This is a genomic window from Brasilonema sp. UFV-L1 (assembly GCF_012912105.1).
Lineage (GTDB): Bacteria > Cyanobacteriota > Cyanobacteriia > Cyanobacteriales > Nostocaceae > Brasilonema.
Window position 1 is genome coordinate 12,789 of record NZ_QMEA01000078.1, and the last position, 17,507, is coordinate 30,295.

A 17,507-nucleotide genomic window follows, 5' to 3' on the forward strand; every position below is an offset into this window, starting at 1 on the left:
TGAAGAACAGAGAAATAATCTTCTCTTGTTCTTATTTCTTCATTAAGCAAACGTAGCAGTTTTCACATCGTTGTTTGCCAACAGTTCTTGCAATTCCTCAGCATCTACTGTTTCCTTCTCAACCAGCATTTGCGCGAGTTGATCAAGAATGTGGCGGTTATTTTCCAACACTTGTCTAGCGCGTTGGTAAGCAGTTTCTACCAGCTTGCGGACTTCTTCATCAATAGCAGCAGCGGTTTCTTCAGAGAAGTCGCGTTCTGCCATGATGTCTCGACCTAGGAACATGTTACCTTGCTGACGACCAAGTGCAACTGGACCGAGGCGATCGCTCATTCCAAAGCGTGTCACCATCTGACGAGCAACACGAGCAACTTGTTGCAAATCTTGAGCAGCACCCGTGGTGACTTCTTCATCACCAAAGATGATTTCTTCAGCCAAACGACCACCCAATGCCACCGCCATCTGATTTTCCAGATAAGCACGGCTGTATAAGCCAGTGTCCATCCGGTCTTCACTGGGGGTAAACCAAGTTAAACCACCAGCTCTACCACGAGGAATAATGCTAATCTTTTGTACAGGATCATAATCTGGCATCAAAGCACCCACAAGGGCGTGACCTGATTCGTGATATGCTACAAGAGCTTTACGCTTATCGCTCATCACGCGGTCTTTCTTCTCTGGACCAGCTAATACGCGGTCGATGGCATCGTTAATTTCATCCATCGAAATTTCGGTCAAATTTCGGCGTGCAGCCAAAATCGCAGCTTCATTTAGCAGGTTGGAAAGGTCTGCACCAGTGAATCCAGGAGTACGACGGGCAATTCTTTCTATGTCCACATCTTTCGCCAAGGTCTTACCACGGGCGTGAACTTTGAGAATTTCCACACGTCCAGCATAGTCTGGGCGATCGACAACGACTTGACGGTCGAAACGACCAGGACGCAATAAAGCTGCATCCAGAACGTCAGGACGGTTGGTAGCAGCAATAATGATAATGCCTGTGTTACCTTCAAACCCGTCCATTTCTGTGAGCAACTGGTTCAGGGTTTGTTCCCGTTCATCGTTACCACCGCCTAAACCAGCACCCCGCTGACGTCCGACAGCGTCAATTTCATCGATAAAGACGATACAGGGAGCATTTGCCTTAGCTTGCTCGAACAAGTCACGAACGCGAGACGCACCGACACCCACAAACATTTCCACGAACTCAGAACCAGAGATGGAGAAGAAAGGGACACCAGCTTCGCCTGCGACTGCACGCGCGAGCAGGGTTTTACCTGTTCCTGGAGGACCTACCAACAGCACACCTTTGGGAATCTTTGCCCCTACAGCGGTGAAGCGATCAGCGTTTTTCAAAAAGTCTACGACTTCGTTGAGTTCTAGCTTAGCTTGGTCAATACCAGCGACATCGTTAAATGTCACTTGGGTTTGAGGTTCCATCTGCACTCTCGCTTTGGACTTGCCAAAGTTCATGGCTTGGCTACCAGGACCATTTTGAGCGCGGCGCAGGAGGAAGAACAAGCCAACCAGAAGTAATACAGGGAAAAATAAGCTGCTCAGTGCCTTAAACCAAAATCCTTCATCGGTTGGCGGCAAAACAGTAATATCTACCTTGTTTTGAGTGAGAGTATTAATAAGGTCAGGATCGTTAACCAAAGTCACCAGCTTCTTATTGGGGTCATTTTTGGGCATGACAAGAGCTGTTGATCTATCTGGACTTAAGCTGACTCTTTCTACGTTGTTCTTTTTAATTTCTTCAAGAAACTGACTGTATCCCCACTTCTCTCTACTTTGTGGTTGTTTGTCAAAAAACGCTGTCCCTAGCGCAATGACCACTATAAAGAGCAGTGCGTACAGCCCTGCGTTTCTCCATCTTTTGTTATTCACCGATGTTAATCCTCCTACATCTGGTTTTGTGCGATTCGCGTGGTGTCCCTATAAAGCGAGGGCATTTTAAGAATTATGTTAACTTATCTTAAGGTATACCAAATTCTGCACCTACAATGCTAGGAAAAATATCCGCAATTGTTGAAAACAGGGATGGTGGGGATCATATTCTAGCTTTCCTGAATGACAGATAACGGTATGAAGTGGGATAATTTCTACAACACTATTGCTGTAGGCAATGGCCTCAAACCTTTTGACTAACTCTGGTGTCCAGGGTTCCGTCCTAACCACCTGCTGCTTTTGCTGTAACCAGTCTATAAGTTGCCCTCGCACCACTCCCGGCAAAATTCCAGCTTTTGTGGGCGGCGTCCACCAACAGCCGTTTTGCCACCCCCAGAGGTTACCTGTACTCGTTTCTAGCCAATTAAGCGCAGTATCTATCAAAATGACTTCTTGGGCATCTAACTTTTGGGCACTAGCCTTTGCTAACCATGCGCTGAGATAGTTTCCTGTTTTATGAGAGGGTAAACTGCGAGAAGACTCTGGTGTAGCTAAAGCTGCTATTAAACCATTTTTTTGATTTTCTGTCAAGTTTTTTGGCAGAAATCTTCCTGTTATCCACTCACGTCCATCAGGAAAGATGGCGATTCTGAGAACCGGGAAGTGTGCCATGATCATTTGTGCTCCGTGGCGCAATCGCTCCTCATCTGGTAAACGCCAACCAAAGGTTTGTAAACTGAATTTTAGGCGATCGCAGTGGGAACGCCAGTGAGTTAATCTACTATCGAGCGAGTGATTGTAAATCCGCAGCGTCGTAAAAACAGTTGCTCCATAAAGTAATCCAGGATCATCAATTCCTAATTCTAAAGTTTGAGACTCAATCAATTTGCCGTTGTACCAGAAAATAACTGTTTCTCCAGGGGAAGTGGGGGAAGTAGGGGAAGTAGGGCTCAATACTTGGTCACTCTACGCGACTGGTATTTGGTTTAGATACTGCCTGCACAAGTCGGCGACGAACTGTAGGATACGAAGGTTTACGGTTGCTGGATGAACCAAGAATCCCCTGGCTTTTTGCGGGAATGAGCAAAGCGAAATTCACACGAGCCTTGGGAGTGTCAACTGAACTCACTGGAATAAGTTCAGCAAACAAGGCAAAAATTCAAAAGCAAAAGAAAGAAGAAATATTGAATTCATCTTTATTTTTTGCTTTTTAACACTAGATATAACTATAACAATCCTATTTGATTTCTGAAAATTTAAAGATCAGAACCCCGACTTTGTAAGAGTTATCGGGGTTCTAATTTTCACGGACGATTTAGAAACCGCTAAATTGGAAAATGATGAGTGTTGGGAGCATGCATAACCTGAAGCCCAAGACTTGCTCGATTGAGCAAATCTGCTTCCGTTCTGATGACTGCGCCTCGACTATCTACAAGAGAATGATTGAAGTTAAATCCATTTAAATTAAACGCCATCATGCATATACCCAATGCAGCAAACCATAAACCGACTGTTGGAAAAGCAACTAAAAGAAAATGGAAGGCACGGTGATTTTGACTACCAAAACAGGGTATGAGCAAGCGACCTAAGAAACCATTATGACTTGCTAAAAAGCTGTAGGTAGTGTTCGTTTGACCAAACTTATACCCTGCTTCTGGGGCTTCATTTTCGTTCGTTTGCCGAAAGAGTGTTGAAGCTACTAATGAGCCGTGCAAAGCACTCAAGAATGCACCGCCAAAGACTCCTGCAACTCCCAACATATGGAAAGGATGCATGAGGATATTGTGGTTTGCTTGGAATGCCATCATAAAATGGAAAGTGCCTGCAATACCCAAAGGTAGCCCATCAGAAAAACTACCTTGACCAATAGGATAAATCAGTAAAACTGCTGTTGCTGCCATAGCAGGTGCAGAAAAAGCAACAGCAATCCAAGGACGCGAACCGAGGCGATAACTCAATTCCCAAAGTCGTCCTAGGTAACACCAAATCCCAATCAGAAAATGTAGTACAATGAGTTGGTAAGGACCACCATTGTAAAGCCACTCATCAATAGAAGCAGCTTCCCAAATTGGATAAAAGTGCAAACCGATAGCGGCAGAAGTTGGTACGACAGCAGCTGTAATCAAATTGTTGCCATCCTTGAGAGAACCCAAGACTGGCTCTCTGATACCTTCCATATCTACACCAGGAGCGATCAGATAAGCCAGGATAAAGCAAGTGACAGCAACAAGCAGAGTGGGAATCATCAGGACACCAAACCAGCCAATGTAGAGACGATTTTCAGTACTGGTAATCCACGCGCAAAAAAGATGCCACAGTCTGGAGAAATCGAGTTCCTTTCGACGCCGAACAGTGGTGTTCATTGTATCTTTGTCCTATTTGAAGAGAATACTCGGAATTCTGGCAAAAAGATTCTGAAGTTCAAGAAGTCACAACTGGATTTTTCAGAACCTTTTATTAGGTTTGAAAGGTTTAATTTAGCAGTCTGAACGCGTTTTTGTTGCGGAGGTTACAGACGACTAAATTTCAGAATTTGTCCGAGTATTCTAATTATAACCTGAGTTCGGGTTAAAGATAAGAAGGTAAAAGCCAGTCAATCTGCAACCTTCTGAATTCTTCTTCTAATTGATAACTGATAACTGATAATTGACAATTGATTGGTTATCAATATTCATAGATAATCTTATTTACAGACTCGGCAGCGTTGAACAAGGCTTTCATCTGATTCTTATTTGAATTTCATTTTATTTGTCAATTTATCAACTTTCTCTCATTAAGCTATCATTCTTAACTCAGTTGACGGGTGCAATCTATTAATTGTGAACAGTCAAACTGATTTTTCAGGGAGTTGATAGAATGAAACGGATATTTATTGGTAGTTTATCTTGCTTACTTCTGTGTGTTGCTGCTGCGCCTGCCGTTCGTGCTGAAGTCGTTAATTCTACGGAATCAAATAATCAGAACAATACTGGTAATTCTCGCAGTCTCACACCTGATGAACTGGTAACTTTTGCTATGAGAGGAGAGCTCAAAAAACAGGGCATTCCTAGCAATAATCTGCTACTTTCTGCCTATGCGTCTGGTAAAGTCACTGCCCAATCATTAGTGAAGGCTGGTATCGCAGCAGGTAAAGTATCACCAAATACTTTGAATGCTCGAGGGTATTTGAATACTGTCGCTGACAAACTTCAACGGCTGAACCAGAAGTAGTGCATTTGTGCTCTCTAGTTCCCTATACTCTTATAGAGACTTTACATGTATGGTTTCCGGTTGAATCTGAATCATTAAAAAACTGCTCTAGAACACCGATTCACTAATCTCAAAAACCCGGTTTCTTTCGTTGAAAAGACTGATTTTTCGTTGAGTAGACCTCTTGCAAAAGTCCAAAAGTTGGGGATGTCATTCTGAACAAAACCCTTCGCTGAACGCTCGAGGGCAGGCGCAGTGCAGTGTTAGCGCAGCGTGTCCCAAAGACATAGAATCTCACGAGATGTTTCGCTCCGCTCAACATGACATTTTAAGTATTTATGCAAGAGGTCTAGTCAACTATGAAGTTACCGGGTTTTTAGCCTCAATGCGTGGGCGTTGCACACAGAGGGGATGAAGTATGAGTTAAATTAGGTATTCTTCACCGCAGTAATAGCTTGTACTAACTGTTCGGGATCGACCGGTTTGGCGATATGATGTTGAAATCCTGCAACAAATGCCTGTCGCTGATTCATTTCTCCAGCGTAGGCAGTCAGAGCAATTGCTCTTATCTGACTATTCTTGCCATTTCCCCCGTTTTGCATCGCCCGAATTTGCCGCATGAGCATGTAGCCATCCATTTCGGGCATCCCAATGTCGCTTACCAGTACATCAAGCTTTATCTCGTGTGCTATTAATTGGAGTGCTTCGCGAGCAGAGGCTGCGGTTGTGACATTTGCACCACGCTGATCTAAAATGAAAGCAATTAACTCTCTTGTGTCTTTTTCATCATCAACCACAAGCACTCTTATACCAGTCAGTAGTGAGGCATCAGATTTGGGAGGTGAAGAGTTATCTTCATCTTTTGTGTTCAACTCTTGTTTTAAAAGCGGCAAACAAACGGTGAAAGTCGCTCCTTGTCCTTCCCCTGGACTTTCGGCTCGAACTGTACCGCCATGCAGTTCAACCAAGTGACGGACGATCGCCAACCCTAACCCTAATCCACCAAACTTCCTGGTTGTCGTCGCATCCGCTTGACGAAAATACTCAAATACATGTGGCAAAAAGTTAGGATGAATGCCTTTACCTGTGTCAGTCACTTGAATTTGAGCTTGCGAGTCAATGCACTCTAGGCGAATCTCAACTTGTCCGCCTGAGTCAGTGAATTTAACGGCGTTGCTAAGAAGATTCCAAATGACTTGCTGTAAACGAGCAGAGTCTCCCAAAACCTTTGGGATAATAGGAGTAAACACTGTCTGAATTTGAATCGATTTGGCAGAAGCTGCTAACTGCACGGTTTCAATCGCCGCTTCAATCGTCGATCCTAAATTTACAGGAATCATTTCTAGACGGAGTTTACCGCGCAGGATGCGGGAGACATCCAACAAATCCTCAATCAGTTGCGCTTGAAGTTTGGCATTGCGCTCGATTGTTTGTAGTGCCAGAGTTGTTTTTGTTGCATCCACTCTACCACTCAAAAGCAACTTAGACCAACCGAGAATAGGATTGAGTGGCGATCGCAATTCATGAGACAGCACTGCTAAAAATTCATCTTTGATTCGGTTAGCGGTTTCAGCTTCAGTACGCGCAACTTGCTCTTGCTCAAGCAGCCGCTGGCGCTGTTGTTCGAGTTGTTTTTGCTCTTCGATATCTGTTGCTGTACCAAACCATTTTATCACTCGACCACAATCATTTTTCAGCGGTACAGCTTGGTGCAAATGCCAGCGATAGACTCCATCTGCTCGTCGCATCCGCCCTTCGGCTCGATAGATTGTACCTGCTCGTTGCGCTTTTGCCCAATTCCGGCTGAGAGTGGATACATCATCTGGATGCACAATCGCTTGCCAGCCTGCGGTTTGACCTTGCGCAAGAGTTAACCCGGTAAAATCTGACCACCGTTGATTGACATCAGTGAGCATTCCATCAGTATCAGCAGTCCACACGAGTTGTGGTATTGATTCTACTAAATATCGATAGCGTTCTTCACTTTGCCGTAGAGTTGCTTCGGCTTGTTTGCTATCAGTAATGTCGAGTGCGGTTCCGATAAACCCAACTGCCCGCCGAGCCACTCCCGCTCCCTCGAATTGTACCTGCCCGTTAGCAGATACCCACCGTTCTATTCCATTATTCCATAAAATGCGGTATTCAATATCGTAAGTACCTGAAAATCTTGGATCAAGAGCATCGCTAACAGCATTTGCTACGCGCGTTTGATCATCTGGGTGTATGCGCTCCATCACTCTTGAGAGAGGGATGAGCACTGCGTCATCAGACTCGCCCCAAATTTCGCGCATCCGCTCGTCCAGCTCGACGAGGTTTGTGCGAAGATCGTAGCGCCAAGTCCCAAGCTTCGCCACTTTGATAGCAAGCTGCGATCGTTCCTCGCTTTGGCGCAATGCTTCCTCTGCCTGTTTGCGCTCGGTGATATCAAATGCAATACCAATTAATCCGATAATGTTGCCCTGGCTATCTCGGTAGGGCGATTTTGTGGAAAGATAGGTACGCCTGCCTGTTGCTACTTCCACAATTTCTTCAAAGATTTGTAATTGTCCGGTTTGCATGATCAGGCGATCGTTTTCCATGATCTGTTCTGCTTCAGCCCGGTTGATATGGAACTCCACATCTGTCTTCTTGATGATTTCCGTTTCCGGTTTACCAATTGCCTGAACAGTCGATGGATTCGCCATGACTAGCCGCCCTTGCAAATCTTTGACAAAAATCAGGGTAGGTGAGGTTTGATTGATGGCATTGAGAATTGCTGTACTTTCTTGCAGGGCGACTTGAATGCGTTTGTGTTCAGTCAGTTCTGTAATGAAAATCGATACTCCATCGTCACTGGGGTAAATGCGGTTCTCAAAGTGGCGATTCCAGGGCGGATAGAAATACTCAAATTGTACAGGTGTTTGCTCGGATACAGCCCGATGCGCTTGGATGTAGAATTCACTGCCCACGCTCTCAGGAAATAATTCCCAGATGCTTTTGCCGAGCAGGTCTTCTTTACGTTTTCCTGTGACTTCTACTACCCGGTCATTGACATAAGTGTAGCGCCATTCGTGATCCAAGACGACAAACTGGTCTTTGATGCTAGCCAAGACCTTTTCTAGGCTAGCATTGGCAGCTTCTGCCGCCTGTTGTGATATAATGCTTTGCGATCGCAGTTCTTGTTCTCGTCGTACTGCTTCGTGTCGCAATCGAGCCATCTTTAAGTTTGCTTCTACCCGTGCGAGCAACTCACGCGCTGAGAATGGCTTGATTAAATAATCATCAGCTCCTGCTTGGAGTCCTTCGACTCGCGACTCTTCCCCTGCACGCGCTGATAAAAGAATGATTGGAATTTCTCTTGTCACTGGATGACTTCGTAGCGATCGCAGCAACTCAAACCCATCCATCAAAGGCATCATCACATCAGTCAACACCAAATCCGGTTTGTGCTGAGCAATCGCAGCTAATGCAGCCACTCCATCTGTGACTGTTTCCACCTCATATTCCTGACTTAACAACCGCTTGACATAATCGCGCATATCTGCATTATCATCAACCAGGAGAATGCGGGCAGTTTTGAGCAGAGGTGCAGAGGGGCACAGGGGCAGAGGGGAAGATGAAGCTCTTTTCTCCCCTGCTCCCCTGCTCCCCTGCTCCCCCTCCTCTTCTGGTAGCCACCGCAACGCTTCTTCTACGTAAGGGGAAGCTCCTAGTGCGGTGGACAAGAGCGTCCGGGTTGCGCCAATACGGTCTTGTGGTAAATGAGAATATCCTGTGGGAATCAACACGGTAAAGCAACTGCCTTCTCCAAGCACACTGCTCACTTCGACTGTTCCACCATGCAGTTTCACCAATTCCTGCACCAGTGATAGCCCAATGCCTGAACCTTCAAACGTCCGCCCCTGTGCTCCTTTCACCCGATGGAATCGTTTAAATAAATGGGGTAGTTCCTCAGTAGGAATACCGATTCCTGTGTCACAGACTGAAAGTTTGATGCGTTCGCCCACAGATTGCAAGCTCACAGTAATTTCGCCAACAAAGGTGAACTTAAAGGCGTTGGAGAGCAAATTTAACACAATTTTTTCCCACATTTCCCGGTCTACATACACAGGTTCAACAAGTGTGGGACAATTAACATGTAAGCGTAAACCAGCCCGTTCAATGGCAGAGCGAAAGACGCTGGTTAACTCAAGGGTATTGGTTGCCAGGTCGGTTGGTTCGTAAACTGCCGAAATCCGTCCAGCTTCAATACGGGAGAAATCGAGCAAGGTATTGACCAGCTTGAGCAAGCGCAAACCATTGCGATGTACCATTTCTAACGACTGCCGTTGAGTAGCAAACGGGGTATCATCTGCAACTGCTAGGGCATCTTCTAAAGGACTGAGCATCAGCGTCAATGGCGTGCGGAACTCATGCGACACGTTACTGAAGAATACGGTTTTTGCGCGATCAAGTTCTGCGAGGGCTTCAGCGCGTTTGCGTTCTTCTTCGTAAGCTTGAGCATTGGCAATGCTGGCTGCAATCTGAGCCGAAACTAAGTCGATAAATCTTTTATACTGATCGTCGAAAATCCTGAATGGGTTTAAACCAACTATAAGTATACCAGCTCTTCCTGTCTGTCCGCATGGTGCAATCGGCATGGCGATCGCCTGATGAGGTGGAAGTTGCCAAGCACCTGTCGGCAGGTTATCAAAAGACGAACCCAGAGAAATCAAGCTTGCCGTCTGCGTTCTGATGACTTCTGCAAACGGCCAAACCGAATCAGAATCAAGAGTGACTGTTTCTGGAACTGCTACGTGATTTCGCTCAATCCCGCATGTTCCAGCCAAAAAAATCTGCTGTTTATCTGCCTCGACCAGATAAATCATCGCGAAAGGTAAGTCGTAAGGATTTGTTTCCAAACAACTCACACTCAGTGTGCAGGCTTGCTCGAATGTCCGCGCGTCTGCTGTTCTAGCCGCCAGTTCACGTAACAGTGCCAATTGACGCTCACCGATGATGCGCTGCGTGTCGTCTGTGTTAGCGCAGATAATGCCACCTGTGCCGCCTTGGTCATTCGGAACTGGGCTATAGGAAAACGTGTAATAAGTTTCCTCTGGGTAGCCATTGCGCTCCATGATCAGTAGCAGTGCTTCGTCATAGGTACCCTCATTGTTCAGTATAGCTGATTCTGCCCGAGGTCCAACCTGATCCCATATCTCGCGCCACACATAAGAAGCACTTTGCCCAAGGGCTTCCGGATGTTTGCCACCGAGGATTGCTTTGTAGGCGTCATTGTAAAGATTAATGAGTTCGTCGCCCCACCAGACAAACATTGGTTGGCGGGAAGTCAGCATAATCCGTACGCAAGTCTTCAGGCTTTGCGGCCATTTTGATACTGAACCTAAAGGTGTTTGTGACCAATCGAGCGATCGCATAACTTGCCCCATCTCGCCACCGCCAGCAAAGATATCTTCAAGGAGAGTCACCTTCACACGATCACTCACAATTTCTACCCTCCTTGTTAAAATCTTTTGTTAGTAGTTCTTTGCCGCGTTTTTGTAACTCTGGCTCTGGCAAATTGCCCAAGTCTTTCAATACTGTTTTAATTTGCTTGAGTGCCAGTGGAGATGGTTGCATGTGACTGTTTGCTCAGTGGTTAATCGTACCGTCAGCGACGCCTAGTAAGATTGCAAGTTCCTTTTGGGTCAATGTTATCAATTGTCGAAGTACACAAATAAGTTTGCTCACTTCTGGTTGCCTAAGCACTGCTATCTTTTCAAGCTTTGCGGTTTGATGCATAGAAGATCGCATCTGCTTAAGCCAGACGTAACGCACTTTATGTTTAATCTTCTATCAAAGAACGCAAGTGCTTATCTACCTTAAGATACAACTTATAGATTTCAAAATTTTTCTGGTTCTGTTATAATTATCGCGCAAAAATTAAGATATGTTTTTGGCAAGTGATTGGCGCTATCTCAATGAAGAAGAATTCAGAATTCAGAATTCAGAATTCAGCAATCTTATGGATGGGGTTTGGGACCCCAACCAATTGTAGACACCGTACAGACGGTGGGGTTGCGCGACCCCTAGAGTCATCCGCATCTCTGAGTACCGCTCGTTCATTCTGACTCCTGACTCCTGACTCCTGACTTCTTTTGATAAAAGGCGTTGCTGAATTTGGTCATGAATTGCGTTTGTCAAGAGATTTTTAATTTTCCCCAGCCTCTGTCTTGACGTTGCATGCAACGTCAAGACAAAATCGTGATTTTCTCAATTCATACCTTGATTCAGCAACGCCCAATAAAAAAATAAAAAAGAAAATTTAGCATCAGTGCGATACCCAGAAGCTAAAGCCTCCGGCGGTTTGCGCTGATGCCAAAGCATAAACGCCCAGACAACCTTGCAAATTAAGCGCTTTCATGTTTGATATGCTCGATCGCAACAATGAGAGCATTAAGCATCACTTCATAACTGGTATCCGTCGAGTGCTCTAGGGTCATTAATCCTGCTTGTTCTAGGCTAATGAAACCATAAATTGCAGCGTTCACCATCCGCATGACATCAATCAATTGGTTGTCATTTAGATCATATAGTTGTAGTGACCTTTGGAGTAAGCCAAGAGATTCTTGTATAAGTGCTGCTGCATCCGGTTCGGTTGGCTGTAGCTGAAATTGCATCATCACTCTGTAAAGTACTGGATGCGATCGCGCAAAGTTACGAGTTGCATGTCCGCCTGCTTTTAGCAAAGCATCAGGTGTACTCAATCCAGTCATTTGTTGTTGGCTGTACGTTAGATATTTTCGCCAAATTGCCAATACCACTGCTCGCCGGAGTCCTGCATTTCCATCGAGATGCTTGTAAATCGCCGGTGGTTTGATTCCTAATTCCCGTGCGACTCGATTCACCCCAAGAGCAGATTCTCCCTCTTTTTCTAAGCAGGCGATCGCCGCTGAAATCACATCCTGTTGTGTCAAAGATTTTTCTTTCGTAGGACGACCCATAATACAATTCAAAATTCAAAATGTGCTGCGCACCGCTGCGCTAACAAAATTCAAAATTAAGAAAGCCTAAGATAACAAGGGTTTGGGAGTATGTATCTGTCGCATTTTTTTTTCAAATTCGTATCAGTTCATTTAATTAACTTAATTAACTAAAAGTGAATATAATTAACTTTATCAAGTTCTGCACTGTCGCGACTTCCCCCTAGAGTCTTTTCCTCCTATATTTCGCAGGAGTCATTATGACCGATTTAGTGTTTACGCCTGCTCATAAGCTTGCTCGGATGATTTGCGATCGCACTGTCTCTGCTGTTGAAGTCTTAGATGCACATTTAACACAAATTGTCAAACATAACACCAAACTTAACGCTATTTGTACCTTAGATGAAGAACGCGCCCGTCAACGAGCAAAACAAGCGGATGAAGCTTTAGCACGAGGTGAGAACTGGGGCGTTCTTCATGGAGTACCTATTACAATTAAAGATATCTTTGAAACTGCTGGGTTGCTGACTACCGCAGGCTATAAACCTCTCAAAAACTACATCCCTAAACAAGACGCAACCGCTGTTGCTCGCCTGCGTGCAGCTGGGGCAGTTATCTTGGGTAAAACGAACCCAGCTGAACTTGCTAGCGACTACCAAAGTACAAACGACTTATTTCCTCGTGTCAATAATCCCTGGAATCTAGATTACACATCAGGTGGAAGTTCTGGTGGTAGTGCTGCTGCTGTTGCTGCTGGGCTTTCGCCTCTAGACTTAGGCAGTGATATTGCAGGTTCGATTCGCCAGCCTGCTCATTTGTGCGGAGTCTTTGGACTCAAACCAACAGATCGCCGCGTATCGACAGCAGGTCATATTCCGGAAGTTCCAGGAATGCCTAGATGCATTCGTCAAATGCTGACTGCTGGACCGTTTGCTCGTTCAATTGAAGATTTAACTTTATGCCTACAACTCATCGCTGGAGCTGATTTACGTCAACCTGATATCCCACCTGTTGGGCTAGATACTCCCGGTCCTCAAAGTTTACAAGCGCTGCGAATTGCTTGGACAGATGAATTTCCAGGCTTTGGAGTTTCCTCAGAAATTCGTTTAGCAATGCAGGCTGTTGCAAATACTCTGGGACAAACGGGCGTTCACATTGAGCAATGGGTTCCACCAGGGTTTGATTTTGCAGCTGCTTTACAACTCTATAATGTTGTGGTTGCTTACACCATGCTTTACTCTCAACCTGTGAATTTGGATGCAGTTGGGAAGACAATTTCTGTGATGTTTCGCGAGTGGACTCAAGGAGATAAGGAACTGCGTTCGCGAAGCGTGCGCTCTGCGCAATCGCTCTACAGCATAACTGGAGTTCTACCCACATTCTTAAATCCAACGATGAAAGGTTACTTTCAGGCTTTAGAGGAACGCGATCGCCTGATTGCCCAAATGGAACAAGCACTTTTGCAATGGGACGTCTGGTTGTGTCCTGTAGCAATGACAACCGCATTTACGCACCGCCCGAAAGGTGAAGCTGTGGAAATAGATGGTAAAAAAGTGCCTTACTTTATGGCTTCTGGTGCTTATACGATGCCATTCAGTCTCACGGGACATCCAGTTGTTGTGATACCTATCGGACAAACCAAGGACGGATTACCGATTGGAATGCAAATTGTGGGTCAGCGATGGCGAGAGATGGAATTGTTGGCGATCGCCACTGAACTTAACAAAGTCATTGGTAACTTCCAACGTCCATCTGGTTATTGAGCAGTTATAACCTCTGACGGTGATGAAACCAAGCAAAAACTAAAGTTTAAGCTTGCAGGAACACCCACAGCGCCTGTAGAGTGGTGGTTGAATGGTCAAAAGTTAGCTACAAATTCATCTGATGACTTTACGTGCTGGTACATGGACATTGGAAGCCAAAAGTGGTGAAATGAGCCGTAAGGTCAGTTTTCAAGTGGAGTTAGCTAGCGTTAAGTCCACACGTCGGGGTTTTTCTGTTTGTTCTCCTGAGGAAAAGCATAAGCGGTTATAAAACCTTGGGGATTAAGTGTTTGGCACAGGCTTTGGTTGATTCTCAATTTATCATTTGTCAGGAGTGACCAGCTTTTGTGTATTGCCGCAAAAATAGTATCAAAAGCTACAGTATTTGGGGAATTGCGCAGAATGATATTGTATTCTCAAAGAGCTTTTGCAACACAACCGTCAATTGAGAAGCTAATAGTATGTGGGCAAATCTTAGAAAGCAAATATGGCAATGGCGTGCCGTTTTTCTTGCTGCTCCCAGCGTGGCATTTGTGTTAATTTTATTACGTGCTTGTGGGTTGTTACAACCATTAGAATGGGCAGCCTTGGATGAATTTTTTCGCCTACGTTCGTTAGAAGCTGTTGATACGCGAGTTGTGATTGTTGAGATTAATGAATCCGATATACGCAACGGGAAATGGCCGATGTCGGATGGTGAACTTGCTCGATTGCTGGAAATTTTAAAACAACAGCAACCTAGAGCAATAGGTTTGGATATTTATCGAGATTTACCCGTAGAACCCGGTCATCAGGAGTTGGAGAAGGTTTTTAAAACAACGCCCAACTTAATTGGCATTCAGAAGATGATTGGCGATCGCTCTGGTTTTGCTGTTAACCCACCAAAAACCTTAAGCGAATTGGGACAGGTGAGCGCTAATGATTTGGTGATAGATGTAGATGGAAAAATCCGGCGCAGCGTGTTGACTGTAAAAGATAATAATAGTCTTAATAATAGTTTGGGCGCAGAGCTAGCTCTTACCTACTTGGCAGCTCAAGAAATTACTCTCCAACCAATTCCTGCGGCTCAGAGCCAGCGTCGTAAGTTTAAGTTAGGTAAAGCTGTTTTAGTTCGGTTTGAAGCGAATGACGGTGGGTATGTAGGAGCAGATGCAGGCGGGACTCAGATATTAGCTAACTTTCGCAGTCTGCGGCAGGGTTTTCGTAAAGTTTCGATAACTGATGTTTTAGAAGGACGGCAACCCAAGGATTTACTACGCGATCGCATTGTCTTGATTGGTGTAACAGCAGAAAGCAGTGGTGACATCTTTTATACTCCTTACAGCAGTGAATTCCTTGGTCAAAATGTTAAACCATTTACTGGGGTAGAAATTCATGCCGATGTCGCCAGTCAGCTTTTAAGTGCAGCGCTGGAAGGACGCCCCCAAATTAAGGTTTGGTCAGAACCAGTGGAAGGGTTGTGGATTTTTGGTTGTGCGTTTGTTGGGGCAATATTAAGTTGGACACAACGGTACTGGAAAGTCACCAGACAGAAAGTTGTTAAGGGAGTGACTGTGAGTTTACCGTTCACATCCGCCAGTCTTGTGCTGGCGGGGGGCGCGGTTGTCGTTGGTAGTTATGCGGCTTTTTTGTCTGGGTGGTGGATTCCAGTCGTACCAGGGGTGTTGGCGTTGCTACTGTCTGCAGGTGCCATCACCGCCTATATTGCCCGGAATACGAATATGATGCGCCAAGCCTTTGGACGTTACCTTACAGATGAAGTTGTTGCCAATCTGTTGGAGACACCCAAGGGATTAAAACTGGGAGGTGAAAGGCGAAAAGTGACGCTGCTGATATCACGTTTACAAGGATTTTCGGCTATATCAGAGCGTTTATCACCAGAGAAAGCAGTGGAGATTGCCAACCTTTACCTGGAGGCGATGATTGATGTTATCACCCAATACCAAGGGACAATCAATGATTTCATGGGCGATCGCATTTTTGTGATTTTTGGTGCGCCCATTCAGCGTGAGGATGACGCCACAAGAGCCGTGGCTTGCGCCCTTGCTATGCAATTGGGGATGGATAGCATCAATACCAAACTATCGAGTATGAGCTTACCATCTCTAAAAATGGGCATAGGTATCCACACTGGCGAAGTGTTAGCAGGGAATATTGGCTCTCAACGGCGTGCTAAATACACAGTGATGGGAAGCAATGTCACCTTGGCTTACAGAATTGAATCTTATACGGTAGGTGAGCAAGTTCTCGTTTCTAAAGACACTTTCAAAGACGCAGGTTCCATTTTGCGAGTCGATGGGCAAATGCAAGTCAAGCCCCCAGGAATGCAGGAACCAATCACCATTTACGATATTGGGGGCGTAGGTGGCAAATTTAACTTATGCTTGCCCCAAAAATGCGAAGAAATATTGATAACTCTGGTGCAGGAAATCCCGTTACAGTTCACGATTTTAGAAGGTGAGCATTCTACAGAAGAAGTCTTCCAGGGGAGTTTAGTCAAGCTAGCAACAACCAGCGCTGAATTACGTTCTCCTCAGCCCGTGCAACTCTTTAATAATCTGCTGATTCATCTTTTGCCTGGAGGTGAACAAGCCAACAGACTAGGTGACATTTATGCAAAAGTCGTATCAGTCTCAGCCCATCAGCAAATTGAGGTTGGCGTTAGATTTACAGCTATTCCACCAGAGGCGGCGGCATTTCTTGCTTACATTCGGCAATCGGGTGAAGGGGAAGTAGGGAGTAGGATGCGTTAGCCGAGAGTACAGCATCAAATCATCAAATTCGCGGTTGGTGCCTTACGGCTTCGCCTAACTCACCCTACGCTATCTTCAATTTGTTTTCGCCTACTTATCAGAACTCATGGTTGAGTATTGGAACCTCGCGCTTGAGTGTCAAAACTTGAAACTCCTAATTTTTAACGTGAGTTCGACGAACCTCTCCCACCCAACCTCCCTCTCCTGCAAGGAGAGGGAGGAGCTACCTAAAAATGGGATTTTTAATTAAGCCTCTCCCAGTAAAAAAAGCTGCTCCTTTTCCCTCCCCTAAGAGGGGAGGGTTAGCCAGAGGAGGGGAGAGGTTTGGAGAGAGATCAAATCAGGATACATCGAACTCACGTTAATTTTTAACTTCTGACTGCTGCTGACAAGCTTGAATGCGAGATAACAGATTTTGTCGCCACTCCCACACAACCAAAACCGGGAGATGTCCAACTGGTGCAGCGTCGGTAAATGTCAGTTCAGCATAAGTTTTCCAGTAAATTTCACTGCGGCGAAACCAACCCTTTCTGCCACACCAGCCGACGCGATCGCCAAATTCATCCCAGTTATAATTTACACTGGCAAAAATCTGCTGTTGCACACTCAAACCAAAGCGATCGCGACTATATTCGAGCCAAAGGCGGTTAATGGTGTTCAACTCTCCACAAGGAAAGTTTTCGATAGTCGCGCCATGTACCCAAGCTTGTTTTTCTCCACCCGCTATTCTCTGCATCATTGCTGCTGTTTCCTCGTCAGCTTCTTTCCACTGACCAGCTTTCAGTAAATCACGCAATCGTGTGTAGCCAATTTCTTGCTTATCCTGCTTGTCGTCCAAATAAACTGATGGGGAAGTGACGAGTTGCTTTGCTCCTGACACAGTGACGCATAGAGCTTGGGACGTGGAGAGCGAAGAGTTCATGTCCATAGATTCTTTTGTCCCCGCGTCCCCGTGTCCCCATGTCCCCGTGTCC

At 45.4% G+C, this 17,507-nt stretch carries 13 protein-coding genes; 5 read left to right on the forward strand and 8 right to left on the reverse strand.

Going from position 1 to position 17,507, the window contains the following annotated elements; all coding sequences use genetic code 11:
* Window positions 1-42: 42 nt before the first annotated feature.
* From ftsH3 to DP117_RS21370, 4 genes are all read right to left on the reverse strand, one after another.
* Window positions 43-1,887 carry an ATP-dependent zinc metalloprotease FtsH3 gene (gene ftsH3, locus DP117_RS21355; RefSeq protein ID WP_169220257.1) on the reverse strand — a complete coding sequence of 615 codons (1,845 nt, stop codon included), beginning with the start codon at window positions 1,885-1,887 and terminating at the stop codon, window positions 43-45.
* Window positions 1,888-1,998: 111 nt separating this feature from the next.
* The gene (locus tag DP117_RS21360) at window positions 1,999-2,841 is read right to left on the reverse strand and encodes an aminotransferase class IV (RefSeq protein ID WP_211176255.1); all 843 of its coding nucleotides are present in this window, start codon (window positions 2,839-2,841) and stop codon (window positions 1,999-2,001) included.
* 7 nt (window positions 2,842-2,848) lie between these two features.
* Window positions 2,849-3,037: a hypothetical protein gene (locus tag DP117_RS21365; RefSeq protein WP_211176256.1), complete on the reverse strand. Its 189-nt coding sequence runs from the start codon at window positions 3,035-3,037 to the stop codon at window positions 2,849-2,851.
* A 175-nt stretch (window positions 3,038-3,212) separates the two neighbouring features.
* Window positions 3,213-4,250: a Photosystem Q(B) protein 1 gene (locus tag DP117_RS21370; RefSeq protein WP_169220259.1), complete on the reverse strand. Its 1,038-nt coding sequence runs from the start codon at window positions 4,248-4,250 to the stop codon at window positions 3,213-3,215.
* Window positions 4,251-4,743: 493 nt separating this feature from the next.
* Between DP117_RS21370 and DP117_RS21375 the strand changes: the two genes are divergently transcribed.
* Window positions 4,744-5,097: a hypothetical protein gene (locus DP117_RS21375; protein WP_169220260.1), complete on the forward strand. Its 354-nt coding sequence runs from the start codon at window positions 4,744-4,746 to the stop codon at window positions 5,095-5,097.
* 407 nt (window positions 5,098-5,504) lie between these two features.
* On the opposite strand, the gene DP117_RS21380 is transcribed toward DP117_RS21375, so the two are convergent.
* The 3 genes from DP117_RS21380 to DP117_RS21390 all read right to left on the reverse strand — a co-directional run bounded on the left by DP117_RS21380 (window position 5,505) and on the right by DP117_RS21390 (window position 12,038).
* Window positions 5,505-10,541, reverse strand: a complete 5,037-nt coding sequence (locus DP117_RS21380) for an ATP-binding protein (protein WP_339381352.1) — start codon at window positions 10,539-10,541, stop codon at window positions 5,505-5,507.
* A complete protein-coding gene (locus DP117_RS35485; protein WP_211176257.1) occupies window positions 10,534-10,674 on the reverse strand; it encodes a hypothetical protein in 141 nt (46 codons plus the stop codon). The genes DP117_RS21380 and DP117_RS35485 overlap by 8 nt, the downstream gene beginning before the upstream one ends.
* Window positions 10,675-11,444: 770 nt before the next feature.
* The gene (locus DP117_RS21390; RefSeq protein ID WP_169220261.1) at window positions 11,445-12,038 is read right to left on the reverse strand and encodes a TetR/AcrR family transcriptional regulator; all 594 of its coding nucleotides are present in this window, start codon (window positions 12,036-12,038) and stop codon (window positions 11,445-11,447) included.
* A gap of 239 nt (window positions 12,039-12,277) precedes the next feature.
* On the opposite strand from DP117_RS21390, the gene DP117_RS21395 reads away from it, so the two are divergent.
* The 4 genes from DP117_RS21395 to DP117_RS21405 all read left to right on the forward strand — a co-directional run bounded on the left by DP117_RS21395 (window position 12,278) and on the right by DP117_RS21405 (window position 16,533).
* Entirely contained in the window at window positions 12,278-13,780 is a 1,503-nt protein-coding gene (locus DP117_RS21395) for an amidase (protein WP_169220262.1), read from the forward strand.
* A 6-nt stretch (window positions 13,781-13,786) separates the two neighbouring features.
* Entirely contained in the window at window positions 13,787-13,948 is a 162-nt protein-coding gene (locus DP117_RS37330) for a hypothetical protein (protein ID WP_339381353.1), read from the forward strand.
* Window positions 13,902-14,051, forward strand: coding sequence for a hypothetical protein (locus DP117_RS37335; protein WP_211176258.1), 150 nt, complete (start codon window positions 13,902-13,904; stop codon window positions 14,049-14,051). The genes DP117_RS37330 and DP117_RS37335 overlap by 47 nt, the downstream gene beginning before the upstream one ends.
* Before the next feature lie 190 nt (window positions 14,052-14,241).
* Window positions 14,242-16,533: an adenylate/guanylate cyclase domain-containing protein gene (locus tag DP117_RS21405; protein WP_169220263.1), complete on the forward strand. Its 2,292-nt coding sequence runs from the start codon at window positions 14,242-14,244 to the stop codon at window positions 16,531-16,533.
* 361 nt (window positions 16,534-16,894) lie between these two features.
* On the opposite strand, the gene DP117_RS21410 is transcribed toward DP117_RS21405, so the two are convergent.
* Window positions 16,895-17,507: GUN4 domain-containing protein (locus DP117_RS21410; RefSeq protein ID WP_211176259.1), on the reverse strand; the 613-nt coding region annotated here is incomplete at its 5' end.